21 protein-coding genes are annotated in these 21479 nt (G+C 70.9%); 12 read left to right on the top strand and 9 right to left on the bottom strand.

All coding sequences use genetic code 11. The features are described from left to right. Positions 1–5 precede the first annotated feature (5 nt). The 4 genes from ACLLJJ_RS06205 to ACLLJJ_RS06190 form a co-directional block, all read right to left on the bottom strand. Positions 6–1022 carry a glycosyltransferase family 2 protein gene (locus ACLLJJ_RS06205; protein ID WP_434588253.1) on the bottom strand — a complete coding sequence of 339 codons (1017 nt, stop codon included), beginning with the start codon at positions 1020–1022 and terminating at the stop codon, positions 6–8. Continuing rightward, positions 1019–1891 carry a glycosyltransferase family 2 protein gene (locus tag ACLLJJ_RS06200; RefSeq protein WP_434588252.1) on the bottom strand — a complete coding sequence of 291 codons (873 nt, stop codon included), beginning with the start codon at positions 1889–1891 and terminating at the stop codon, positions 1019–1021. Before ACLLJJ_RS06200 ends, ACLLJJ_RS06205 begins: the two co-directional genes overlap by 4 nt. A 362-nt stretch (positions 1892–2253) precedes the next feature. Then, on the bottom strand, positions 2254–3357 hold the full coding sequence (locus ACLLJJ_RS06195) for a GNAT family N-acetyltransferase (protein ID WP_434588251.1): 1104 nt from the start codon (positions 3355–3357) through the stop codon (positions 2254–2256). A gap of 1 nt (position 3358) precedes the next feature. Then, positions 3359–3754, bottom strand: coding sequence for a hypothetical protein (locus tag ACLLJJ_RS06190; protein WP_434588250.1), 396 nt, complete (start codon positions 3752–3754; stop codon positions 3359–3361). A gap of 188 nt (positions 3755–3942) precedes the next feature. On the opposite strand from ACLLJJ_RS06190, the gene ACLLJJ_RS06185 reads away from it, so the two are divergent. Next, entirely contained in the window at positions 3943–4752 is an 810-nt protein-coding gene (locus ACLLJJ_RS06185) for an SGNH/GDSL hydrolase family protein (protein ID WP_434588249.1), read from the top strand. Between the two features lie 19 nt (positions 4753–4771). Here the strand turns inward: ACLLJJ_RS06185 and ACLLJJ_RS06180 are convergent, their stop codons facing one another. Further along, positions 4772–6541 (bottom strand): protein kinase domain-containing protein, encoded by a 1770-nt coding sequence (locus tag ACLLJJ_RS06180; RefSeq protein ID WP_434588248.1) that lies wholly within the window; start codon positions 6539–6541, stop codon positions 4772–4774. 255 nt (positions 6542–6796) lie between these two features. Here ACLLJJ_RS06180 and ACLLJJ_RS06175 point away from each other — a divergent pair, with 255 nt between their 5' ends. Beyond that, positions 6797–7060 carry a hypothetical protein gene (locus ACLLJJ_RS06175; RefSeq protein ID WP_347121247.1) on the top strand — a complete coding sequence of 88 codons (264 nt, stop codon included), beginning with the start codon at positions 6797–6799 and terminating at the stop codon, positions 7058–7060. A gap of 258 nt (positions 7061–7318) precedes the next feature. Here ACLLJJ_RS06175 and ACLLJJ_RS06170 read toward each other — a convergent pair whose 3' ends face one another. From ACLLJJ_RS06170 to hmgA, 3 genes are all read right to left on the bottom strand, one after another. Continuing rightward, the gene (locus ACLLJJ_RS06170; protein ID WP_434588247.1) at positions 7319–8545 is read right to left on the bottom strand and encodes a type ISP restriction/modification enzyme; all 1227 of its coding nucleotides are present in this window, start codon (positions 8543–8545) and stop codon (positions 7319–7321) included. A 101-nt stretch (positions 8546–8646) separates the two neighbouring features. Continuing rightward, complete coding sequence (locus tag ACLLJJ_RS06165; protein ID WP_434588246.1) at positions 8647–9396, bottom strand: GntR family transcriptional regulator; 750 nt, start codon at positions 9394–9396, stop codon at positions 8647–8649. Between the two features lie 43 nt (positions 9397–9439). After that, the gene (hmgA, locus tag ACLLJJ_RS06160) at positions 9440–10759 is read right to left on the bottom strand and encodes a homogentisate 1,2-dioxygenase (protein ID WP_434588245.1); all 1320 of its coding nucleotides are present in this window, start codon (positions 10757–10759) and stop codon (positions 9440–9442) included. Positions 10760–10905: 146 nt separating this feature from the next. On the opposite strand from hmgA, the gene ACLLJJ_RS06155 reads away from it, so the two are divergent. The 7 genes from ACLLJJ_RS06155 (at position 10906) to ACLLJJ_RS06125 (ending at position 18853) form a co-directional block, all read left to right on the top strand. Next, positions 10906–11523: a TetR family transcriptional regulator gene (locus ACLLJJ_RS06155; protein ID WP_434588244.1), complete on the top strand. Its 618-nt coding sequence runs from the start codon at positions 10906–10908 to the stop codon at positions 11521–11523. 126 nt (positions 11524–11649) lie between these two features. Beyond that, positions 11650–13875, top strand: a complete 2226-nt coding sequence (locus tag ACLLJJ_RS06150) for a molybdopterin oxidoreductase family protein (RefSeq protein WP_434588243.1) — start codon at positions 11650–11652, stop codon at positions 13873–13875. A gap of 120 nt (positions 13876–13995) precedes the next feature. Next, on the top strand, positions 13996–15399 hold the full coding sequence (locus ACLLJJ_RS06145) for a CitMHS family transporter (protein ID WP_434588242.1): 1404 nt from the start codon (positions 13996–13998) through the stop codon (positions 15397–15399). Next, positions 15399–16646, top strand: coding sequence for an MFS transporter (locus tag ACLLJJ_RS06140; RefSeq protein ID WP_434588241.1), 1248 nt, complete (start codon positions 15399–15401; stop codon positions 16644–16646). The genes ACLLJJ_RS06145 and ACLLJJ_RS06140 overlap by 1 nt, the downstream gene beginning before the upstream one ends. 262 nt (positions 16647–16908) lie before the next feature. Continuing rightward, complete coding sequence (locus ACLLJJ_RS06135; RefSeq protein ID WP_434588240.1) at positions 16909–17484, top strand: hypothetical protein; 576 nt, start codon at positions 16909–16911, stop codon at positions 17482–17484. Positions 17485–17692: 208 nt separating this feature from the next. Continuing rightward, on the top strand, positions 17693–18193 hold the full coding sequence (locus tag ACLLJJ_RS06130; protein WP_434588239.1) for a class F sortase: 501 nt from the start codon (positions 17693–17695) through the stop codon (positions 18191–18193). Positions 18194–18388: 195 nt separating this feature from the next. Then, positions 18389–18853 carry a DUF3574 domain-containing protein gene (locus ACLLJJ_RS06125; protein WP_434588238.1) on the top strand — a complete coding sequence of 155 codons (465 nt, stop codon included), beginning with the start codon at positions 18389–18391 and terminating at the stop codon, positions 18851–18853. Here the strand turns inward: ACLLJJ_RS06125 and ACLLJJ_RS06120 are convergent. Further along, positions 18805–19305: an ATP-binding protein gene (locus ACLLJJ_RS06120; protein WP_434588237.1), complete on the bottom strand. Its 501-nt coding sequence runs from the start codon at positions 19303–19305 to the stop codon at positions 18805–18807. The genes ACLLJJ_RS06125 and ACLLJJ_RS06120 overlap by 49 nt on opposite strands. 157 nt (positions 19306–19462) lie before the next feature. Here ACLLJJ_RS06120 and ACLLJJ_RS06115 point away from each other — a divergent pair, with 157 nt between their 5' ends. The 3 genes from ACLLJJ_RS06115 to ACLLJJ_RS06105 are packed head-to-tail and all read left to right on the top strand — an operon-like array spanning position 19463 to position 21448. Beyond that, the gene (locus ACLLJJ_RS06115; RefSeq protein WP_434588236.1) at positions 19463–20293 is read left to right on the top strand and encodes a helix-turn-helix domain-containing protein; all 831 of its coding nucleotides are present in this window, start codon (positions 19463–19465) and stop codon (positions 20291–20293) included. Then, the gene (locus ACLLJJ_RS06110) at positions 20290–20535 is read left to right on the top strand and encodes a DUF397 domain-containing protein (RefSeq protein ID WP_434588235.1); all 246 of its coding nucleotides are present in this window, start codon (positions 20290–20292) and stop codon (positions 20533–20535) included. The genes ACLLJJ_RS06115 and ACLLJJ_RS06110 overlap by 4 nt, the downstream gene beginning before the upstream one ends. Positions 20536–20545: 10 nt before the next feature. Then, entirely contained in the window at positions 20546–21448 is a 903-nt protein-coding gene (locus ACLLJJ_RS06105) for a helix-turn-helix domain-containing protein (protein WP_434588234.1), read from the top strand. The last annotated feature ends 31 nt before the right edge of the window (positions 21449–21479 follow it).

Here is a 21479-nt window from a genome sequence, read left to right as displayed (position 1 = left end):
CGTGTTCACTGAACCTCCCCTTGCGCACCTTCCGTGTTCGTGACGCGGTTCGGGACGGGCACCGTGAACGTGGCGGCGCCCCGTCGGGCGCGGACGCTGCCGAGTACGTACCCGCCGGCCGCCGCGGCGACTCCGGTCACGATGGCTCCCGCGCGGCCCGCGCCGCCCGGCCGCCCGAGCGCGGCGTCGCGCAGCCCACGGGCCACCCCCGCGGGCAGCACCCGGGTGGTGTAGCGGCGCTCGGACTCAAGTCCCTTGCCCGCCCCCACACTTCGCGCCACGAGCGCCTTCGACAGGCCCTCGGCGTAGGCGCGCGTACGGAAGTAGCCGAACCGCTCACGGATGTGGGGGACCTTGTGGTGGATCACGGCGCGGTCGTCGATCAGCAGCACCGCGTCGGGCAGCGCTTTGGTGAGCCGGATGCACAGCTCCGTCTCCTCGCCGCCCAGCGGTCGCTTGTCGCCGTCCCTGCCGATCCCGGTCGCGAAGCCTCCGGCCGCCTCGAACGCGGACCTGCGGAAGGAGGCGTTGCCGCCCAGGACGTTACGGACCCGCACCTTGCCGGGGGGCAGCCCCTTGTACGTACAGCCGACGACCCAGTCGAACTCGGCCGGGAACCAGTCGGGCCTGCGGCCCGAGGCCCAGGCTGGCATGGTCCGGCCGCCGACGGCCATCACCCGCGGGTCCTCGTACCCCGCGGCGAAGTGGAACAGCCACTCGCGCTCGGCCACCGCGTCGTCGTCGAGGAACGCGAGGATCTCGCCGCGGGCGGCGGCGATACCGGTGTTGCGGCCCGCGGAGAGGCCGCGGGGGCCCGCGTTGGCGAGCACCCGCACCTCCTCGGGCGTTTCCTTGTACTCCTTGCCGAGCCGTTCGAGCAGCGCCGGATTGTGGTCGACGACCAGCAGCGTCTCGACGGCCGGCAGTGACTGCGCGCGCACCGAGTCGACCGCGGCGAGGATGTCCTCCCAGCGGTCCTCCGTGTACACGCAGATCACCACGGAGATGGCCAGGTGGGTCAAGACACCTCTCCCCGGTTCACGCCCGTCGCGAAGGCCGGCGGGCGGCGGCGGCCGTGCCGCTTGCCGCGCTCGTGGAGGATGACCCGCAGCACGCGCAGTCCGTCCCGTACGGCGCTGAGGTTGCTCACGCCGTGGATGCGGACGTACTCGTGGCTGGGGATCTCCTGGACCCGCAGGCCCGCCTTGACGACCCGGATGTTCATCAGGGTCTCGACCTCGAAGCCGGTGCAGTCCAGGTCGATCTTGTCCAGGCAGTGCCGCCAGAAGGCGTTGTAGCCGTAGCAGAGGTCCGTGTAGCGGGCGCCGAACTTGGCGTTGACGACGGCGCACAGCGCCCAGTTGCCGAGCTTGCGGATCGGCGTCATGTCGTCGGTGCCGCCGCCGTTGGCGAACCGGGAGCCCTTGGCGAAGTCGGCCCCGGAGACCAGCGCCGAGACGTAGCTGATGATCTCGTTGCCGTCGGCCGAGCCGTCCGCGTCGACCATCACGATGATCTCGCCGGAGCAGGCGGCGAAACCACTGATCAGCGCGTCGCCCTTGCCCTTTCCGCGCTGCTTCACGACCTTGACCCCCGGCCACAGGTCGCGGGCGACCTGCACGGTGTCGTCGGTCGAATTCCCGTCCACCAGGACCACTTCGTGGATCCAGTCGGGCAGGGTCTTGAAGACGTAGGGGAGATTCTCCGCCTCATTCATGGCGGGAATCACTACGCTCACCGGCGGCGCAATGGCGAGGTGGGAGGAGATCGGACGGTACTGGCCGGATATCCGGCCGCCTCCGATCTTGGGCGCGCGGTCCGCATGGCCGTTTTCGGACGGTGTGATCAATGGATCTTCGCCCGGTACCGCAGGACGGAGGAATGAGCTCATGGGTCTTTTCCCTCTCCACCGGTGGACCGCCCGCCCCCGGGCAGCCCGGATGAGTTTCCGGTTCGAAAGGGGGGATTCTCACCCCGGCCATGACGGAATGGCACTCCGTACTGGTTGGGCGAGATGGCATAGCTGGCCGCGCGGCCCGCGGCTCGGCGCATGTGTGATCACCGAGTACGGCACCCCCCTACCGCGCCCCACTCCTGCCCCCGTCGCGACGCTTGAGCCCCCCTAGAGTCGCTTTGAATGATGGGCAGTTGCAGGTGGATGTACGACGGTATTGATGATTGGGACTGTATGGCAAGACCTGGAACGTAGCCTCACTTTTTTACGTCTTTGGCCATACTTCGACACTTCGGCGGTCACATGTGAGACCGTCCTGAACGGATCTCTCCAATCCGCTTCAGTAACTTGTCGGCCGGTTCGAACAGTTCTGGTCGTTCGACTACCGCGTTGCGCAGAGCCCGGACCGGGGCGCGGTGCGCCCGGTGTCCGAAAGCAACCGGGTGACGGCGCATTACCCACCCTTCCGAGACCGAGATTTCCCGGGTCTTCAGGGAGTCCTTGTACTGCTTCTGACCGCGGCCGAGATCGATGTAGGCGATTCCGTCGGCGGCTGCCGCCTCGGCGATTCGCAGATGCATCAGCAAACCGGGCGAGTATTTCGCGAACGCCGGATCATAGGCGGGGAACCAGCAGCAGATGATCCTTTCCGAACGCGGGCCGAAATGCGCCGCGATCGGCCGGTCGTCCGCGTAGAGCACCGACAGCAGACCGCTGAAGGACTCCGTCCTGGTGTGGAACAGACGCTCCACCAGCTGGATGATCCACGTCTGGGTGAAGCGGTCGCTGCGCCCGGTCCTGCGGTACTGCGCGGACTTCCAGCGCATCAGCGTCCGCAGCATCCGCGGGTCCCGCTCGTCGTGCACGTACCGCAGCTCGCCGCCCGCCCGCAGGAGCCGGCGCTCCTTCGCGAAGGTGGACTTCACGAACTTGGGCGCTTCCCTGCGCAGATGCGCGAGGTACGCCTCGTAGCCGTCCTGGATGTCGATCACCGGCGAGGCGAACGATCCGGTGGCGCCGGTCTCGAACGCCCGCTGGCCGTCGACCAGATGATCGAACTCCCACACCGCGAGCCCGCAGGCCCGCAGCATTTCCCGTGCGTCCCATTCGTAACCCGGTCTGTGCACCAGACCCTGGGCGTCCGAGACTCCGAGACCGATGGCCCGGCCCACGCCGGTGGCGGATCTCTGGAACGGGAAGAAGGCCGCGGGCTCGCCGTCCTGTCGTGCCACGGCGATCCGGACCCCGCGTCGGCAGTGGCCCATGGCCAGCGCGAACTCGGGGGAGAGGAAGGGGTTCGCCAGCTCCGGCGAACCGTGGAGATGGGCCTTGGACTGCATCGCGGTCCAGGCCAGCCGGTCGGCTGTGGTGAGCTCGCCGGGGCGGTGCACGGTGATGTCCACGTCAGGAGGTCTGCCTTCTCGCCTTACGGCCTCCGGGGCGCCGCACCAGTGTCAGCAGGAAGAGGAGGGCGCTGATCCCGGCGACCGCCGCGACCCCGCCCCGGATCGACCAGATGTGCATGGCCAGCATCGCCTGAGCCACGAGCAGGTCGATCGCGATGGCCCCGGCCACCGCGGCGACCCCGCGGCCCAGCGGTTCCAGGCCGCGCAGGCCCGCGGCCACGGCGGCCGCGGGTGCCACGACCAGGAAGAAGAGAGTGAACGGCGCGCGAAGCGGTGACGCCAGATCGGTGAGCGCCAGGACGGCGCCGACCACCGATACGGCGAGCGCCGCACCCGCCAGCACGGGCAGCGATTCCGATACGGCCGCGGATGGCTTGTTACTGATGTTCTGCATTGGCGACTTTGCCCCCTGAAGCGCCGGATGCCGGGCTTCAATGTCGCGCAGACGACGGAGCCGCGTCAAGGATGCGGAGAGAGTGTGCAGATGATCCGTCGCCCGGGGCAACTTGGCATGGACACTTCCAACGAAGTGGTGGGACTGCTACGAAAGTTGTGGCGGAAATCCTGCTAAAGGGAGGTTCCATGAAACTGTCCCGAATCGCGGCATTATCATCCTCACTCCTTCTCGCCGCTGCCCTCGCCCTCACCGGGGCGGGCGCGGCGCAGGCGGTGGGCCAGGCGCAATCCCTGGACTACGTAGCCCTGGGCGACTCGTACTCATCGGGCGTCGGAGCCGGTAGCTACGACAGTGGCAGCGGCTCGTGCAAGCGCAGTACCCGCGCCTACCCGGCCCTGTGGGCGGCGGCGAATTCACCCTCCACGTTCGCGTTCACCGCTTGTTCGGGCGCTCGTACGGGTGACGTCACAGCTGGTCAGCTCGCCCCGCTCGGCGCGGCGACCGACCTCGTCAGTATCAGCGTCGGCGGCAATGACGCGGGCTTCGCCGACGTCATGACGACCTGTGTCCTGCAGTCCGAGTCGGCCTGCCTGAGCAGAATCGCCACGGCGCGCGGCTACGTCGACACCACCCTGCCCGGAAAGCTCGACTCCGTGTACTCGGCGATCAGCGCCAAAGCCCCCTCCGCGCGGGTCGTCGTCCTCGGCTACCCCCGCTTCTACAAGCTCGGCGGCGGCTGCGTCGCCGGGCTGAGCGAGAACGAGCGCACCGCGATCAACGGGGCGTCCGACTACCTCAACGCCGCCACAGCCAAGCGCGCGGCCGACCACGGCTACACCTTCGCCGCGGTCGCCCCGGCGTTCACGGGACACGAGATCTGCTCGGGCTCCCCGTGGCTGCACAGCCTGAACCTGGGCAACATCGGCGAGTCGTACCACCCGAACGCGGCGGGCCAGTCGGGAGGTTATCTGCCCGTGTTCACCGCCGCGGCCTGACCCCGACGCGGTGGCGTGTTCACCGCTGCGGCCCGACCGTCGCATCGGCTGACGCGTTGGCGGTACCGCTCGCCGTGTAGGAGGAGGCCCCGCCCGTCGGGGTCTCCTGCTCACAGGTCACCGAGAACGCCACGGCGTTGGACGTGGCGTTCACCGGATTCCTGACCTCCACGCTGATCTCGTTGTGCGGGGGCCCGTCCGCCAGGTACGCCACTTCGGTGTGGTTCACCTGCTTCGACTTCGGGTCGCCCGCGCCGAAGGACAGCGTCTTCCAGCCCGGGTCGGTGCTCTCGCCGCCCTTTGTCACCCAGCGGTAGTCGACCTCGACGGGGACCCGGCCGACCGTGAACGTCGCGGCGAAGGCCGGGGCCTGGGCCTCCGGCGGCGGGCAGGCGCCCGTGTAGCTGTCGCGCACGGCCGTCACCGTGACCTTCACCGAGTGGGGTGGCGGGCCGGTCGTGCCGCCGTCGCCACCGCCGCCGTTCCCGCCGTTGCCCCCGTTGCCTCCGTCGTCGCCCCCGTTGCCGTCGCTCGGTGTGCCGCCGCCTCCGTCCGTGGCGCCGTTCGTGCCGCCGTTCCCGCCCGTCGAGCCGTTGCCTCCGGTCGCCGCGCCGCCGCCGGTACCGCCGCTCGTGTCCCCGGTGCCGCTTCCGTCGGCTGTCGGTGAGCCCGAGGCGTTCCCCGAATTGCCTCCCGGGTCGTCGCCGTTGTTCAGCAGCGCCCACGCGAGGCCGCCGACGCCGAGCAGCAGCAGGGCCGCACCCGCCGCCATCCACCCGGCCCACCGCGGCCGGCCCTGCCCCGTGGTGGTCGTCGTCGCGGACGGCCGCGGGGGCGGCGTGGGGGCGCCGTAGGGGGAGGGCGTCGGTGAGGCGCTCGGCGTCGAGGCCGCGACGGTCGGCGCGTAGCCGACGGGGAAGACCGGCGTCGACCCGGTGCTCGGCGTGCCCCCGGCCGCCACGATCCGCAGCAGCCGCTCCGCCTCGACGGCCGGCATCCGCTCCGCCGGATCCTTGCGCAGCAGCCCGTCGAGCACCGGTGCGAGCCCGCCCGCCCGGCGCGGCGGCGGCAGCTCCTCGTCGACCACGGCGCGCAGTGTGGAGAGCGGGGTGTCCTGGCGGAACGGCGAGTTGCCCTCGACCGCGGCGTACAGCAGCACTCCCAGCGACCACAGGTCCGACTCGGGTCCCGGCCTGCGCCCCAGGGCCCGCTCGGGCGCGAGGAACTCGGGGGAGCCGATCAGCTCGCCCGTCATGGTGAGGGCCGAGCTGCCCTCGACCAGCGCGATGCCGAAGTCCGTCAGGACCACGCGGCCGTCATTGCCGATCAGCACATTGCCCGGCTTCACATCGCGGTGCAGTACACCCGCCTCGTGCGCGGCCCGCAGCGCGGCCAGGACCTCGACCCCGATGTGTGCGGCCCGCCGTGGTGGCATCGGGCCCTCGGCGTCCAGTACGTCGGAGAGCGTCAGTCCGCGCACCAGTTCCATCACGATCCACGGGCGGCCCTCCTCGTTGGCCACGTCGTAGACGGTGATCACGTTGCGGTGCGAGATGCGGGCGGCGGCCCACGCCTCGCGCTCCAGGCGGGCGTAGAGTCGCTGGCCGTCCGTGCCGCCCAGACCGGCCGGCGCCCTGACCTCCTTGACCGCGACCTCGCGGCCGAGCAGTTCGTCCCGGGCGCGCCACACGACACCCATGCCGCCCTCGCCCAGGGGAGACAGTAGGCGGTAGCGCCCCGCGATCACCCGCTCGTTGCCCGGCTCTTCGGTCACTGACGAGCCCCCCATCCGCAGCTGGGCGCAGCACGGTAGAAACCACTCAAAGTTAGCTCAACCCGGGGCCGCTGAGGCCTCCTTGGACGTCACTCGCCACGGCAAGGGGGCGAACTGTCCAACTCGCCCTGGAATCAGTTGTATTCGGAGAGTAATCGTCAACCTCCGTACAGGTGTGGTGAATCCTCGGGGTGGGATACTTGAGTGTGACGGCGGGGCGATAGGGTTAACCTGCCCGGGCCGGGTGCCCTCGTACGGGTGGGGAGTGAAATGGAACAGATAACGGTGCGCAGCAGGCCACGAGTGCCTGCGATCACATGTGGGAGCAGTGCGACCAGCTCGCGCCTCGACCGCCATCTTTCGGTGCTCGGCGGCCCAGCCGTCCCGCAGCGGGAGTCGGCCGAGGCGACGCTGTTGATGCGCGAGCTCACCTCGCGTGACGTCGCGCACTCGCGAACAGGCCGAGGCGCGCGCGTCTCGCTCTTCGCTCCGCTGCGGCGACTGCGTCGCTCGCTGTTCGGCAGCCGCCGCTGACCGGCGGCCCAGCGGTACGTCCGGCGGCACGTCCACAGTTCGGTACGGATTCAGTGCGGATGTGAACGGACGCGCTCAGGCGACCACACCGTCCCGGCGCAGCGCTGCTGCCCGAACGCCCCTCGTCCCCGGGGCGTGCGGCAGCGCGTCGGTGTGCTCGCCCGGCGCGGGATTTTCTGTCTTTCGGCGGGACCGGCCACCCGCCGTCGCTGCTCAGCGGCCGGTGTTCGGGGGTCCGCGGCCGGCCGGCGGTGGGAGCTAGAGCAGGGCGAACTGCCCCTCGGGACCCTCCTCGCGATGGTCGAGTACGGACGCCGGGCGCCGGGCCGTCCCCGGGGTCGGCAGCACTCCTGCCTCCGTCAGATCGGCACGGGTGATCTGCTTGGCTCCGGCCATGTCGGGGCGCCCGGCGTCCAGTTCGCCGAGCAGGGCAAGCACCGTGATGAGTTCGAGCAGCTCCGACGACCACTCCTTGGGCCAGCCCGGGGGGCGGATCGCCGCCAGGGTGCCGGGCGTCGTCCCCGCCGTACGCCGCTCGAACCACATGCGGAGCACCCGCACCCCGCCCACCCGGAAGTTCCAGGCGGCCGGGGGCACCGGCGAGACGCGGCCGTCGCCGATGTGGAGGACCTCGTCCTCCGCGTCGTAACGCAGCTCCTGAGGGTGAGCGGGGACCGCGGTGCGCACATAGGGGCGCCGACCGCCGGGCAGCCGGGGGCGCTCGCCGCCGTGGGCGCCGCGCAGCTGGACCGCCGTCATGCGGCGGCCGAGCTCGACGCCCGCCGCCCAGCGCGCGGGGTCGGCCGGCAGCGGCACGGCGGCGCCCGAGGGGGACGGGACCGCGGCGGCGAGCGCCCAGGCCAGGACCTCGTCGGCGCCGACCCCGTGCCCATAGCGGGCGCTGAGCAGCTCCGTCAGCCCCGGTGCGAGGTTCGGTTCGTGTCCGTCGGGGCGGCGGTACAGGGGCCGGACGCGGGCGGGCCGTCCGGCGGGGGAGCGGTCGTCCGGCAGCAGGGCGCCGACCAACAGCGCGGGCCCCGTCGCCCGGGGCACGTAACCCTGCTCCACGGCGAAGAGCTGCCCGGTGCCCGCCACCCGCCACAGCTCGGGGCGGGCGGCGTCGATCAGCCGGTGGTCGGGGATCAGCCACTGCTCGTCGAACGGCCCGTGCAGGAACCGCACCGGCTCCGGGCAGGGGCCGTGTTCCCTGGCGAACCTGCCGGTCCCGGTGGGCCGCCCCGGCAGCGCGGTGACCGCGCTGCGCAGCGTGCGCGCCCGGCTCTCGTGGAACAGCGCCGCGCGCGCGGGGCCTTCGGCCCGTACCAGCGCGTCCCAACGGGCCCGCAGCGTACGGATGTCGGGTGCGAGGACCCAGTCGCGGCCCAGCCGCAGGGGCGCCACCGACCAGGGCATCAGTTCGTCGAGCAGCGGTGCGTCCGCGAGCGGGTCGGCCCCGGTCGCGCCGCCCCACCGCGTCGCCGTCATCCGGACATCCTCCATGTCGGAGCCGCTGCGCGTCGAGGCCGCCGTGGGCCCGGCCCGGTGCGCCCCGTCGGTGCGCTCCGTCCGGGCTCCACCGGTCCGGCTCAGTGCGCGTCGAGCGTCACCGAGAAGGAGAAGCGGTCACCCCGGTAGCGGATGCGGGCCACGTCCACGACCCGGCCGTCCTGGTCGTACGTCACGCCCGTGTAGTGCAGGATCGGGCTGAGCAGCGGGACCTTCAGCAGGTCGGCGGTGGCCGGGTCGGCGAGTGTGGCCTCGACCGTGTCGGTGATCTTGCTGATCCGCACTCCGACGACGTCGCGCAGCACCTTGGTCATCGGCCAGCGTTCGAGATCGGCGATGTCCACTGTGGCCGCGATCTCCGAACGCACCGTGTTCTCGGCCCAGTTGGTGGGCTCGCCGCTCTCGCCGTCGCACCGCAGCCGCTTGTACAGGACTACTTCGTCGACGTCCGGGAAGTACTCGACGAGTTCACCGGGAACGGGCGCCGGGCCATGGCCGAGGATTGTCGTCAACTCGCCCGACTGCTGGGCCACGATCGCGTCGATCGAGCCGAGCAGCTTGCGCGGGGCGCCCCGGCGCGCACCCGGCTCGATGAAGGTGCCGCGCCGCCGGTGCCTGCTGATCAGGCCCTCCGTCTCCAGCTCCTTGAGCGCCTGACGCATCGTGAGCACGCTCACCCCGTAGTGCGCGGCGAGCTGCTCCTCGGTGGGCAGCCGCAGTGACGCGCCGGGTGAGCGGCCCAGTATGGAGGCGCGCAGGGACTGCGAGACCTGGTACCAGAGCGGAAGCTTCCGGTTCAGGACCAGCGAGTCTGGGGCGAAGGCGGTCAAGGGTCTTCTCCGGGGGGCGGCAGGGCTACGGCTTGTGCCAGGACTACGGCCGGAAGTGGCGTTGCAGACCCTGCCACACGTCGTCGTACGACGTCTGTAGATGACTCGCGTTCGCGGCCTGCCCGGTGGCTGTCACCGGCCAGCGCGTCTCGAACATGAAGGCCAGCCCGTCGTCGATCTTCTGCGGCCTCAGCTCCGCGGCGCTCGCCCGGTCGAACGTCTCCCGGTCGGGTCCGTGCGCGGACATCATGTTGTGCAGCGAGCCGCCGCCGGGGACGAAACCCTCGGCCTTCGCGTCGTACGCGCCCTCGATCAGGCCCATGTACTCGCTCATCACGTTGCGGTGGAAGTACGGCGGGCGGAAGGTGTCCTCACCGACCAGCCAGCGCGGGGCGAAGACGACGAAGTCGACGCCCGCCAGGCCCGGGGTGTCGGACGGCGAGGTCAGCACGGTGAAGATCGACGGGTCCGGGTGGTCGTAGCTGATGGAGCCGAGGACATTGAAGCGGCGCAGGTCGTAGACGTACGGGACGTGGTTGCCGTGCCAGGCGATGACATCGAGGGGTGAGTGGTCGTACGTCGCCGACCAGAGGTTCCCGCAGAACTTGTTGACCACCTCCACCGGGCCCTCGGTGTCCTCGTACGCCGCGACCGGAGCGAGGAAGTCCCGGGCGTTGGCGAGGCCGTTGGCGCCGATCGGGCCCAGGTCGGGGAGCTGGAAGGGCTGCCCGTAGTTCTCGCAGATGTAGCCGCGGGCACTCCCGTCGAGCAGCTCGACGCGGAAACGCACCCCGCGCGGGATCAGGGCGATGTGGCCGGGCTCGGCGCGCAGCAGGCCGAATTCGGTGCGCAGCAGCAGACCGCCGCGCTCCGGGACGATCAGCAGCTCGCCGTCGGCGTCGCTGAACACCCGGTCCGTCATGGAGGAGTTGGCGTGGTAGAGGTGCACGGCCATGCCGGTGCGCTGGGTCACGTCACCGTTGCCGCCCAGTGTCCACAGGCCGGCCAGGAAGTCGGTACCCGGCGTGGGCTCCGGCAGCGGGTTCCAGCGCAGCCGGTTGGGGTCGGGGACGGCCTCGGTGAAGGGCGCGCTGCGGATGCCGCCGTTGTCGGCCCGTACGAACGCCGGGTGCGCGGCCGACGGCCTGATCCGGTACAGCCACGAGCGGTGGTTCTGGGCGCGCGGCTCGGTGAAGGCGCTGCCGCTGAGCTGCTCGGCGTACAGCCCGAGGGGTGCGCGCTGCGGCGAGTTCCGGCCGTGCGGCAGGGCGCCGGGAACTGCCTCCGAGCTGTGTTCGTTGCCGAAGCCCGAGGAATGGGCCAGGGCCTCGGCCGTTTTCCTCGCCTGCTCGATGCCGTTCATGGTCCGCTCCCGATGCCGAAGGAATCCTATGCTTGACAGTAGGATTCCTCGGTCCGTGCGTCAACGGGTGTCACGCCACGCGATCACTCCCGGAATTCCTGTTGTTCGCGGGGCGCGCGCGAGGACGGGCGCGAGATGATCGGCCCATGGAGCCCGTGCCACCCGCGAACCCACTCCGCCGGACCCCTGTGCAGCAGCGCAGCGCCGACCGGCTCGCCCGGATCCTGGACGCCTGCGCCGAGCTTCTCGACGAGACCGGGTACGAGGACCTGAGCACCCGGGCCGTCGCCGCCCGAGCCGACGTGCCCATCGGCTCGGTCTACCGCTTCTTCGACAACAAACGCGCCATGGCGGACGCCCTCGCCCGGCGCAACCTCGACAGCTACGCCGAGCGGATCGGCCACCGCATCGCCGCCGTCCCGGCCGGGGACTGGCGCGGCGCCATCGACGCGATCCTCGACGAGTACATCGACATGAAGCGCACCTCGGCGGGGTTCGCCCTCATCGACTTCGGCGTGCAGATCCCGGTGGGCGGCCCGGCCGCCGACCCCAACCACCGGGTCGCCGACCGCCTCACCGGCCTGATCGCCGGCCACCTCGGCCGCACCCCGGACGAGGCGCTGCGCCGCAGCGTCCTGGTGGCGGTGGAGGCCACCGACGCACTCCTGCAACTCGCCTTCCGCTCCGACCCGTCGGGCGATCCGGGGATCATCGCCGAGACGCGGGAGCTGCTGCGGGCCTATCTCGCCCGTACCCTCCAATGACTCCCCACTGTGCGTACTGGTCGGTATGCTCGGTGGTGCCTGTACGCGGCCGTACGTGCGCCGCGCCCTCAGTACGTCGCGCCGTCCGCACGCCGTGTCTGTACGCCACCGCCCCGGGAGGGCTCCGTGTCCCGTACCGCCCTGCGCATCTGCCCCCTCTGCGAAGCCACCTGCGGCCTCACCCTCACCATCGAGGGGAACAAGGTCACCGGCGCGCGCGGTGACCGCGACGACGTCTTCAGCCAGGGGTTCATCTGCCCCAAGGGCGCCGCCTTCGCGGAGGTCGACGCCGACCCCGACCGGCTGCGCCGACCCCTCGTCCGCAAGGACGGGAAGCTCCAGGACGCGAGCTGGAGCGAGGCCTTCGACCTCATCGCCGCCCGGCTGCGCCCGATCATCGAGCAGCACGGGCCGAACGCCGTCGGCGTGGTCCTCGGCAACCCCAACGTCCACACCATGGCCGGCGCGCTCTACCCGCCCCTCCTGCTCGGCGCCCTGCGCACCCGCAACATCTTCACGGCCAGCACCCTCGACCAGATGCCCAAGCACGTCTCCAGCGGCCTGCTCTTCGGCGACGCCTTCGCGATCCCGGTGCCCGACCTGGACCGTACGGACCACCTGCTGCTCCTCGGCGCCAACCCGCTGGACTCCAACGGCAGCCTGTGCACCGCCCCCGACTTCCCCGGCAAGCTCAAGGCCCTGCGCAAGCGCGGCGGCACGCTCGTCGTCGTCGACCCCCGCCGCACCCGCACCGCCAGGATCGCCGACCAGCACGTGCCCATCCGGCCGGGCACCGACGCCCTGCTGCTCGCCGCCCTCACCCAGGTCCTCTTCGAGGAGAAGCTCACCGCGCCCGGCGTGCTGGCGGAGCACATCGACGGCATGGACGAAGTCCGCGATGCGGTACGGGACTTCACGCCGGAAGCCGTCGCGGCGGCCTGTGACGTGCCGGCCGACGAGATCCGGGGGATCGCCCGCGCGCTGGCCGCCGCGCCCACCGCCGCCGTGTACGGGCGCGTCGGCAGCTCCACCGTCGAGTTCGGCACCCTGGCCAACTGGCTGGTCGACGTACTGAACATCATCACCGGCAACCTCGACCGCCCCGGCGGCGCCCTCTTCCCGCTCGCCGCCACCGCGGGCCCGTCCCGCCCCGCCGGGCCCGGCAAGGGCTTCGCGCTCGGCCGCTGGCGCAGCAGGGTGAGCGGGCACCCCGAGGCCAAGGGCGAGTTCCCGAGTGCGGCGCTCGCCGAGGAGATCCTGACGCCGGGGGAGGGGCGCATCCGGGCGGTGATCGCCGTCGCCGCCAACCCGGTGCTTTCGGCGCCCGACGGCGACCGGCTCGACGAGGCGCTGGCCGGACTCGACTTCCTGATCAGCGTCGACCCGTACCTCAACGAGACCTCGCGCCACGCGGACGTCGTACTGCCCCCGCCGCCGCCCGCGCAGAGCGCACACCACGACTTCGCCTTCAACGGCTTCGCCGTGCACAACCAGGTCCGCTACACCCGGCCCGCCGTCCCGCTGGAGGACGGCCGACTCGACGAGAGCGAGATCCACGCCAGGCTGATCCTCGCCGTGAGCGGGATGCACGACGCTGAGCCGGAAGCCGTCGACGCGCGGGCCATCGGCCAGACGCTGGACAAGGCCGTCGCCACCGCCCACTCGGCCGTCCACGGCCGCGACCCGCAGGAGCTGGCCGGGCGGCTCACCGGGCTCACCGGCCCCGAGCGGCGCCTCGACCTGATGTTGCGCCTCGGCCCGTACGGCGACGGATTCGGCGCGGTACCGGACGGGCTGAGCCTGGAGCGGCTCCTCGCGCACCCGCACGGCATCGACCTCGGCCCGCTGAAGCCGCGCATCCCCCAGGTGCTCAAGACCCGCAGCGGCCGGATCGAGCTGCTCCCCGCGCCGATCGCCGACGATCTGCCCCGGCTGCGGCGCACGCTGGACGAGCGGCCCGCCGGATTCGTGCTCGTCGGCCGCCGCCATCTGCGGTCCAACAACAGCTGGATGCACAACATCCCCGCCCTGGGCGGCGGCAGCAACCGCTGCACCCTCCAGATCCACCCCGAGGACGCGGGGCGGCTCGGCCTGACCGACGGCGGGCAGGCGCGGATCAGCTCCGACGGCGGGCAGCTGGAGGTCCCGGTGGAGGTGACCGACGCGGTACGCACCGGAGTGGTGAGCCTGCCGCACGGCTGGGGCCACAGCCGGGCCGGCGTCCGGATGTCCGTCGCCGAGGCCACCCCCGGAGTCAACGTGAACCAGCTCCTCGACGGGACCCTGCTCGACCCGCTGTCCGGCACCTCCGTGCTCAACGGATTCCCGGTGGAAGTGGCACCTCTGGGATGACCTGGGGTTTTGCTCGTATTGCTCGCATGTCAACATCTTGTTAACGCGAGGTAGCGCGACCTAACGTCAACAAACCGCCGGGTCTGGTGGAAGTTCAACGGCGAACGTTAGGTACCCCAAATGCTGACCATCCTCGGCTTCGCCATGATTGCGACCTTTCTGGTCCTGATCATGATGAAGAAGATGTCGCCCATCGCGGCGCTGGTGCTGATCCCGGCACTCTTCTGTGTGTTCGTCGGGCAGGGCGCGAAGCTCGGCGAGTACGTCCTCGAAGGCGTCGGGAACCTCGCGCCGACCGCCGCGATGCTGATGTTCGCCATCGTCTACTTCGGCGTGATGATCGACGTCGGCCTGTTCGACCCGATCGTCCGGGGCATCCTGCGCTTCTGCAAGGCGGACCCGCTGCGGATCGTCGTCGGTACGGCCGTGCTCGCCGCGATCGTCTCACTCGACGGCGACGGCTCGACCACCTTCATGATCACGGTCTCGGCCATGTATCCGCTGTACAAGCGGCTCGGCATGAGCCTGGTCGTGATGACCGGTGTCGCCGCCACCGCGAACGGCGTGATGAACACCCTCCCCTGGGGTGGCCCCACGGCCCGCGCGGCCACCGCGCTCAAGCTGGACGCGGCCGACATCTTCGTCCCGATGATCCCGGCGCTGGGCGTCGGCCTGCTCTTCGTCTTCATCCTCGCCTTCGTGCTGGGCAAGCGGGAGCGCAAGCGCCTCGGGTACCTCTCGCTCGACGAGGCCGTCAAGACGGACACCGAGAGCGAGACCGTCCTGGTCGCCGCCGGTGGCGGAGGCGCCGAGAGCCGCAAGAGTGTCGGCGGCGGCGCGGGCGTTGACGGTACGGAGGCACCCGCCGCGGACGACGATGGTTTCCAGGGCCTCGACCCGAACCGCGACACCCTGCGCCCCAAGCTCTACTGGTTCAACGCGGGCATGACCATCGTCCTGCTCGCCGCCATGATCATGGAGCTGCTGCCGATCCCGGTCCTCTTCCTCCTCGGCGCGGCGCTCGCGCTGACGGTCAACTACCCGAACATGCAGGAGCAGCGGGCCCGTATCGCCGCGCACGCGGACAACGTCCTCAATGTCTCCGGCATGGTCTTCGCCGCGGCCGTCTTCACCGGCGTCCTCACCGGCACCGGCATGGTCGAGCACATGGCGGACTGGCTCGTCGGCGCGATCCCCGACGGCATGGGCCCGCACATGGGCATCGTCACCGGCCTGCTGAGCCTCCCGCTCACCTACTTCATGTCGAACGACGGCTTCTACTTCGGCGTCCTGCCCGTCCTCGCCGAGGCCGGCGCGGCGCACGGTGTCTCGTCGCTGGAGATCGCCCGCGCCTCGCTGGCGGGCCAGGCCCTGCACATGTCGAGCCCGCTCGTTCCCGCGGTGTACGTCCTGGTCGGCATGGCCAAGGTGGAGTTCGGCGACCACACCAAGTCCACCGTGAAGTGGGCCGCGCTCACCTCGCTGGTGGTGCTCGGGGCCGGGATCCTCTTCGGCATCGTCTGATGGGAGGAACGGGCAGCAGGGGCTGGTTGCTGCGCCTCGTCATCGCCTTCAGCTTCGCGCAGGCGGCGGTGTCGATGGCGCGGCCGGCCGTCTCCTACCGGGCGCTGGCGCTGGGCGCGGACGAGCGCGCGATCGGTGTGATCGCGGGTGTGTACGCGCTGCTGCCCCTGTTCGCGGCCGTACCGCTCGGCCGCCGGACGGACCACGGCCGGTGCGCACCCCTGCTGCCCGCCGGAGTCGTCCTGATCGCCGCCGGGTGCGCGCTCAGCGGTACGGCGAACTCCTTGGCGGCGATGGCCGCCTGGAGCGGGGTGATGGGTCTCGGCCATCTCTGCTTCGTCATCGGCGCCCAGTCGATCGTGGCCCGCCAGTCGGCCCCGGCCGAACAGGACCGCGACTTCGGCCACTTCACGATCGGCGCCTCCCTCGGCCAGCTCATCGGCCCGATCGCGGCCGGACTGCTGGTGTCCGGGCACGAAGGCGCGATGGCCCGTACGAGCGCGCTCGCCCTGGTGGTCTCGGCGGGCGTCGCGGCGGTGTCGTTCACGTCGCTGTGGCGCATCGAGCACCGGGCCCCGACGAAGGCGTCCCCGGAGCGGACCAAGGTCCCCGTCCACCGCATCCTGCGGACGCGCGGGGTGCCGGCGGGCATCTTCATCAGCCTCGCCGTCCTGTCCACCACCGACATCCTGACCGCGTACCTCCCGGTCGTCGGCGAGCACCGGGGCATCGCCCCCGCCACGATCGGCATCCTGCTCAGCCTGCGGGCCGCGGCGACGATCGCGTGCCGTCTGGTGATGACCCCGATGCTCCGACTGGTGGGCCGCCGCGCCCTGTTGACGGTGACGTGCCTGCTGGCGGCCCTGCTGTGCGCGGGCGTCTCGCTGCCGGTCCCGGTGTGGGGGCTCGCGGTGATACTGGCGGCGCTCGGCTTCTGCCTGGGCGTCGGACAGCCCCTGTCGATGACCACGGTGGTCCGGGCGGCCCCGGCCGAAGCCCGCTCCACGGCCCTGGCCCTACGGCTGACGGGCAACCGCCTCGGCCAGGTCGCGGCGCCCGCCTCGGCGGGCCTGGTGGCGGGCGTGGTGGGCACGGCGGCGCCGTTCGTGATGCTGGGCGGACTGCTGCTGGTGGCCGCGGGGTTGGGGCTGCGGCGGGAGAGGGCGGCGGGGGATGTGGTTGCGCCCTCGGCGGGCGGAGGCGGCAGCCGTCCATCGTCTTGCCGGGCCGACGACGCCCGAACCTGAGTCGGCTGCTCCTCTTTCCCCTGCCTGTTTTCCGCTTGCTTCACTGGCGCCGTCCGGGTGTGCCGTCCCGCCACTGGGGCGTGGCGCTGGTTGTCGGGAGCCTCGTCGGCGCTGTTCGGTCCGCGCTCCTGGAGCCGTAGGGCCGGACGGGGGACATCAGCGGACGGTCGCGCGTTGCGGCCGTCCTGGGTGCCGATTGTGTGGCAAATAGTCATATTAACGGTTTACTCGGCCGTCACTCTCATGTTCCGGAGGACTCCGCATGACTGTCAGACCTCTACTGCGCACCGCCGTCGTCGGCTTCACCCTGGGCGCTGCGGCCCTCACGGCGACCCCCGCGGCCGTCGCCGCTCCCGGCGACAACGGTGACGTGAAAATCCACTCTGTCGGCACTCCCTTCAACGACCAGCGCAACGAGCCGAAGGTCTGCCAGTTCTACCTCGCGGCGTTCAACTTCGACACGTTGCAGAACGTCAGCTGGAGCATCGTTCCCCAGCCTCCGAAGGAGACCGGTCCGGCCCGCAATGGCCAGATCACACTCGCCACCGGCACCGGGCAGACCCTCCCGCTCTCGCTGCCCGACGGGATGTACAAGCTGACCTGGAAGTTCCAGGGGCAGAGCGGCGCCGGCAAGATGAAGGTGTTCAAGGTCGACTGTCCGGGAGGCGTCGGCCAGCCGAACGGGCCCGTCGGTGCGGGCGGCGGTGGCGCGGCCACGCTCGCCGCCGACAGTTCCTCGCTGTCCGGTGTCGGTGTGACGATGGCCGCCGGCCTGGCGGGAGCGGCCGGGCTGATCCTCGTCCGTCGATCCCGACGCCGTGCTGATGGCGCGTCCTAGACCTCGGTACTCGCGCAGGCGCAGACGCCACCTGCGTCTCGCCAGGACGCTGGTCCTGACTCTGTTGCTGGTCTTCGGCGGCGTCCGGTGTGCTCAGGACGGTCATCCGTCCGGTTCACCGGTCGCCGCCGGTCCGGCGGCCGACCGGACGGCGCGGGCACCGTCGAAGCCGCCGGCCGAGCCCCGTCCCGCGCCACCACCCCCGCCCGTGTCCCCTGCGCCACCCCCGGCGCCCGCACCTCTGGCGCCGTCGCGCCCGACGCGGCTCGCCGTCCCGGCGTTCAAGGTCGCGGCGCCGGTCGTCGGGCTGGGGCTCGACCGGGCGAGGCATCTGATCACGCCACCGGTGGACAACCCGCGCCTGGTCGGCTGGTACCGGGACGGCCCCACCCCCGGCGAGGTGGGAACCGCGGTGGTTGTCGGGCACCGCGACACCCGGACCGGCCCGGCCATCTTCCTCAATCTCGGCATGCTCAAACCCGGCAACACCGTCCGGGTCACCCGCGAGGACGGCCGCACCGCCGTGTTCACGGTCGACTCGGTGCGGACCTACGAGAAAGCGAAGTTCCCCGACAAGGAGGTGTACGGCGCCGCCCGCCGCCCCGAGCTCCGGCTGCTCACCTGCGGGGGCGCGTTCGACTCCAAGGCGGGCTACGCGGCCAATGTGGTCGCCTTCGCCCATCTCACCGACGTCACCAAGGCGGCATGACCTGACGGGCCCGCTTGCCTCGGAACTGACTCGGGCGGGGGCGTCCGCGCCGAGCAGGTGCCGGACGCGTACGGATCCACGCGAAGCCCGCACCTTCTCCCGCACCTTCTCCCGCACCTTCCCCCGCACCTTTCCCGCTGCCAGAGTGGTCGCCGCTCCGGCAGGTCTGTCGATCCGTATCGGAGGGACACTCCCATGCCGTTCCTGACCATGCGCGCCCGTATCGCCACCACCGCCGCCGGTGTGCTGCTCGCCGTAGGCGCGCCCACCGCGTACGCCACGCTCGCCGATGCGGCCCCGGCCGCGTCCCCCTCCGCCGCTGCCCGGGGCAAGGCGTACGTCGAGACCCGGCTGTTCTTCGGGACCGAGCGGCCGGACGGCGGGCCGGACGTCACCGACAAGCAGTTCATGGGCTTCATCGACCGCGAGGTGACCCGCGCCTTCCCCTCCGGGCTCACCGTCCAGGAGGGGCGCGGACAGTACCGGGACGCCAACGGCGTGATCGAGCGTGAGCGTTCGTACGAACTGATCCTGCTGTATCCCACCTCCGAGGCGAAGAAGCGCGACCCGCAGATCGAGCGCATCCGTACCGCCTATCAGCGCGCGTTCGGTCAGGAGTCCGTTGCCCGGATCGAAGACCGGGCCTCGGTCGACTTCTGATTGAGGGTCCGCACAGTCGCCCACACCGTTTTGCCGACCTCGCGGTCCAGCACGCCCCACCCGTCGGCCAGCGCCTCGACGAGCAGCAGGCCCCGGCCGCCGCCCGCCTCTGCGCCGGTGGGTGGGGCGAGGTGCGGCGGTACCGGCCGCCGTTCCGTACGGGCGTCGCTCACCTCGATGCGCAGCACGCCCTCGCCGTCCAGCGCCAGCCGCAGCTCGAAGTCGCGTCCCGGCACCCGGCCGTGCGTGACCGCGTTCGTGGCGAGCTCCGCGACGATCAACGCTGTGTTGTCGGAGAGCTCGGTGCCGTAGGGGACATCCCACTCGTGCAGCTGGTGCACGGCGAGCAGTCTGGCCAGCCGGGCGGCCTTGTGTGTGGCGGAGAACGACTGCCTGAACACACGTACGGTAGTGGGTGGTTGGGTGGTGGACAGCTGCGTGTCGGTGTGCATGGGACCACCGTGGCGGGCACGCTCCGGGCTCCACCAGCGGACACGTCCGTACGCTGCGTCAGCGTACGGACGCGAACGGTGGACAGTACGTCGTGTGTTCCGTCACCCTGGGTGAGTTGTGGGCGGGGAGATTCACTCACCGGGAGGGTGGCCGGACATGGCCGAGGACTGTGAACGTGATGAGCCGGAGTCGTCGGACAGCCTGAGGACTTTCGGGGCGTTCGTGCAGGGCCTGCGGGAGCACGCGGGCCTCACGCGGGAGGAGTTCGTGCCGCTGGTGCGGTTCTCCAAGCACACGGTCGAGTCCATCGAGCTGGGGCGGCGGATGCCGGACCGGGAGTTCGTGGAGCGGGCGGAGGCGGTGTTTGGTGAGACGGGTGCGTTGCGGCGGGCGTTCGCCCATCTGACGCGGCAGCCGGGGCTGGCGGCCTGGTTCCGGAAGTGGGCGCGGCTGGAGCGGATGGCGGTCAGCCTGGATACGTACGAATGCAGGCTGGTGCCGGGGCTGTTGCAGTCGGAGGCATACGTGCGCTCCGTGTTCGGGAACAGCATCCCGCTGCTGACCGACGAGCAGCTTGAGGCTCAAGTCACCGCCCGCATAGGGCGTCAGTGCATGCTGCGCGAGCGGCCCGATACGTCCTTCAGCTTCATCGTCGAGGAGCATGTGTTCCAACGCCGTCTCGGCGGTGCGGAGGTGACCCGCAGGCTTATCGAGCATGTGCTGGACAGTGCGCGTACGCGGAACGTGGAGCTTCAGATTATGCCGACGGACAGTGAGTTCCACGCCTGCTTGGACGGGCCTCTGCGGCTGCTGGAGACCCCGGACGGAAGGCGACTCGCGTACTCCGAGGGTCAGCAGAACGGCCGGTTGATTGCTGACCCGAAAGAGGCCGTCCTTCTCCATCGGCGGTATGCAACACTGCGCTCGCAGGCCCTCTCGCCCAAGGACTCCAGGGGGCTGCTGGAGCGAATGCGAGGAGCGCTATGAGTACCACTGAACTCGCCTGGTTCAAGAGTAGTTACAGCGGAACACAGGGCGACGATTGCGTCGAAGTCGCCCTGTCCTGGCGCAAATCCAGCTACAGCGGAACGCAGGGCGACTCCTGCGTAGAGATCGCCACCTGCCCCACCACCGTCCACATCCGCGACTCCAAGGACAAGGACGGCCCCGTCCTCGCCCTCCAGCCTCGCGCCTGGTCGGACTTCCTGGACCTCGCCACCACCAGCTGAGGCGGGGCGGATGGACGGACCCGTACCGCTGCACCGGCTCGACGTGCCCGCCGTGCACCTGTTGCCGTTCGCCATCGGCACCTTCGACACCATCGGCCCGATGTCCCGCGCCGCGTTCCCGCACCGGCACACCTTCTACGAGATCGTGCACGTCACGGGCGGGACGGGCGCGCATGTCATCGATCTCGCCCGGTGGGAACTGCGTCCGCCGCACCTGTGCTTCGTCGTGCCCGGACAGGTTCACTACTGGGAGGGTGTCTCGGACCTCCAGGGTGTCGTCATCCTCTTCACCGACGACTTCCTGCTCGACCACCCCGGCGACCACGACCTGCTGCGCAAGCTCGGCGAACGGCCGTGGCTCACGCTTTCCGACGCCGGCATGGCGGACATCGCACCGATCGTCGCCGAGATGGAGCATGAATACGCCCTCGGGCGCCCGCAGTTCGCCGACATTCTGCGTGCCTATCTGCACGTACTGATCCTGCGCGCCGCGCGTATGTCCGAGCTGGGCGGTGATGGTTCCGGCAGTCCGCGAAGGGCGGACGCCGTGACGCAGGAGTTCGTACGGATGCTGGCCGGGCCGGGGTCCGGTGTGCGGTCGGTGCGGAACTGCGCCGCGCGGATCGGGGTGAGCGTCGGGTATCTCAACGAGGTCGTCAAGCAGGTCACCGGCCGTACCCCGGGGCAGCTCGTCCGGCAGACGAGAACGCACGAGGCGAAGCGGCTGCTCGCGCTGACCGAGTTGACTGTGCGGCAGGTGGCGGGGGAGGTCGGGTTCGCCGACCCCGCCTATTTCTGCCGGTACTTCCGGCGGGAGACGGGACTCAGCCCCAGTGAGTTCCGGCGGGGGAGCGGTGCTTTGCACCACGACTACCGCATTCCGTCCATCGACCGCCCCCGGCCCCCTGCGTAGGTTCGGACCAATCCCCCGACCGCACGCAGTC

It is taken from the genome of Streptomyces sp. A5-4 (assembly GCF_051131715.1).
Lineage (GTDB): Bacteria > Actinomycetota > Actinomycetes > Streptomycetales > Streptomycetaceae > Streptomyces.
This window is presented reverse-complemented; position numbering and strand designations above follow the sequence as displayed.

Coding starts and splice junctions, on each gene's coding strand:
- ACLLJJ_RS06200 (WP_434588252.1), bottom strand. CDS start 1,891: ATGAGCTCATTCCTCCGTCCTGCGGTACCGGGCGAAGATCCATTGATC.
- ACLLJJ_RS06190 (WP_434588250.1), bottom strand. CDS start 3,754: ATGCAGAACATCAGTAACAAGCCATCCGCGGCCGTATCGGAATCGCTG.
- ACLLJJ_RS06185 (WP_434588249.1), top strand. CDS start 3,943: ATGAAACTGTCCCGAATCGCGGCATTATCATCCTCACTCCTTCTCGCC.
- ACLLJJ_RS06180 (WP_434588248.1), bottom strand. CDS start 6,541: ATGGGGGGCTCGTCAGTGACCGAAGAGCCGGGCAACGAGCGGGTGATC.
- ACLLJJ_RS06175 (WP_347121247.1), top strand. CDS start 6,797: ATGGAACAGATAACGGTGCGCAGCAGGCCACGAGTGCCTGCGATCACA.
- ACLLJJ_RS06170 (WP_434588247.1), bottom strand. CDS start 8,545: ATGACGGCGACGCGGTGGGGCGGCGCGACCGGGGCCGACCCGCTCGCG.
- hmgA (WP_434588245.1), bottom strand. CDS start 10,759: ATGAACGGCATCGAGCAGGCGAGGAAAACGGCCGAGGCCCTGGCCCAT.
- ACLLJJ_RS06155 (WP_434588244.1), top strand. CDS start 10,906: ATGGAGCCCGTGCCACCCGCGAACCCACTCCGCCGGACCCCTGTGCAG.
- ACLLJJ_RS06145 (WP_434588242.1), top strand. CDS start 13,996: ATGCTGACCATCCTCGGCTTCGCCATGATTGCGACCTTTCTGGTCCTG.
- ACLLJJ_RS06140 (WP_434588241.1), top strand. CDS start 15,399: ATGGGAGGAACGGGCAGCAGGGGCTGGTTGCTGCGCCTCGTCATCGCC.
- ACLLJJ_RS06135 (WP_434588240.1), top strand. CDS start 16,909: ATGACTGTCAGACCTCTACTGCGCACCGCCGTCGTCGGCTTCACCCTG.
- ACLLJJ_RS06125 (WP_434588238.1), top strand. CDS start 18,389: ATGCCGTTCCTGACCATGCGCGCCCGTATCGCCACCACCGCCGCCGGT.
- ACLLJJ_RS06120 (WP_434588237.1), bottom strand. CDS start 19,305: ATGCACACCGACACGCAGCTGTCCACCACCCAACCACCCACTACCGTA.
- ACLLJJ_RS06115 (WP_434588236.1), top strand. CDS start 19,463: ATGGCCGAGGACTGTGAACGTGATGAGCCGGAGTCGTCGGACAGCCTG.
- ACLLJJ_RS06110 (WP_434588235.1), top strand. CDS start 20,290: ATGAGTACCACTGAACTCGCCTGGTTCAAGAGTAGTTACAGCGGAACA.
- ACLLJJ_RS06105 (WP_434588234.1), top strand. CDS start 20,546: ATGGACGGACCCGTACCGCTGCACCGGCTCGACGTGCCCGCCGTGCAC.